The following is a 1,336-nucleotide window of genomic DNA, read 5'->3' as shown; positions in this document are numbered from 1 at the left end:
CAATAGCGTCCTAAACGCAAAAAAGGGAAAGAGGAAGTTTTAACACAAAGTTACCTTTGTGGTGCACAAAAACAATCCCCTTTCTCGATGATAAACATAACATTATTTTCACAAATTATATCAAAATTAGACCGTTCAAAGTTCAATAAACTAACTTCATCCAAGGGAACAGACAAGCACAACAAGGGCTATAATAGCTGGACTCATTTGGTCTCCATGCTATTTTGCCAATTCGCCAAAAGCCAATCGGTACGTGATATTAGTAATGGACTACGTTCAGCCACTGGTAACCTAAATCATATGGGCGTTCAAAAGGCACCTTCAAAATCCAGCGTTAGCTACCAGAACAAGCACAGGGATTTTAGTCTTTTTAAAGAATACTATTTCTGCCTGCTGGAAAGTCTGGGACAGCAGGCTGGCTTTAAGCAGGTAAAGTTCAGGATCAAGTCCAAAATCTTTTTGCTGGATTCTACAACCATTAGTCTATGCCTGTCCTTATTTGACTGGGCAAAGTACAAAACAGCGAAAGGAGCTGTTAAAATGCACACCTTATTGGATTACGATGGTAATCTTCCAGCTTACGTGAATATAACAGATGGCAAAACAGCCGATAATAAAGGAGCTTACCAGGTTCCCCTTCATAAAGGGAGTGTGATTGTCGCAGACCGCTTTTACAATGATTTCTATCTGCTGAATGTCTGGGACAGCAAAGGTGTGTTTTTTGTCATCAGGCATAAAGAAAACCTTCAGTACGAATCTAAGGGCGAAATCACCCTGCCTGAAAACAGGCACCAGAATATCATCATAGATGAACTGATTGAGCTCAAAACCCCGGCCTCGAAGAAGAAATATGGTAAGAGACTCAGAAGGGTGGCGATCTGGGACGAGAAAAACAAGCAGACCATAGAACTCATTACCAATCAAATGACCTGGACAGCCAACACGATTAGCGAACTTTATAAAAGCCGTTGGCAGATTGAAATTTTCTTTCGCGAAATTAAGCAGAACCTGCATATTAAATCCTTCGTGGGAACAACTGAAAATGCGGTCATGATCCAAATATGGACCGCTCTGATTACCATACTCATCTTAAAAGCACTCAAGGCGATGGCTGGGTATAAATGGCACCTCTCAAACCTAGTAGCTTTCATTAGGCTGAACATTTTTGTTAAAATAAACTTGCAGGAATGGCTCGACAAGCCATTCCATGAACCACCTAAGCTGGAACCCAATACCAGCATACAAGGGATTCTTTTTTGAATAATCCTTAAAATGCGATTATTTCAATCCATCCTAAGCCTTTTTACAAAAACATTAAACGTTTAGGACACTATTG

Annotated in this window: 1 protein-coding gene; it reads left to right on the top strand. The window is 40.3% G+C overall.

Annotation, left to right across the window (positions count from 1 at the left end; genetic code table 11):
• Positions 1–87 precede the first annotated feature (87 nt).
• On the top strand, positions 88–1,260 hold the full coding sequence (locus H9X96_RS22385; RefSeq protein ID WP_187668422.1) for an IS4 family transposase: 1,173 nt from the start codon (positions 88–90) through the stop codon (positions 1,258–1,260).
• Positions 1,261–1,336: the final 76 nt, after the last annotated feature.

Source organism: Pedobacter sp. N36a, from assembly GCF_014472395.1.
Lineage (GTDB): Bacteria > Bacteroidota > Bacteroidia > Sphingobacteriales > Sphingobacteriaceae > Pedobacter.
The sequence above is the reverse complement of the archived record's forward strand: the minus strand, read 5'-3'. Positions and strand labels throughout refer to the sequence as shown.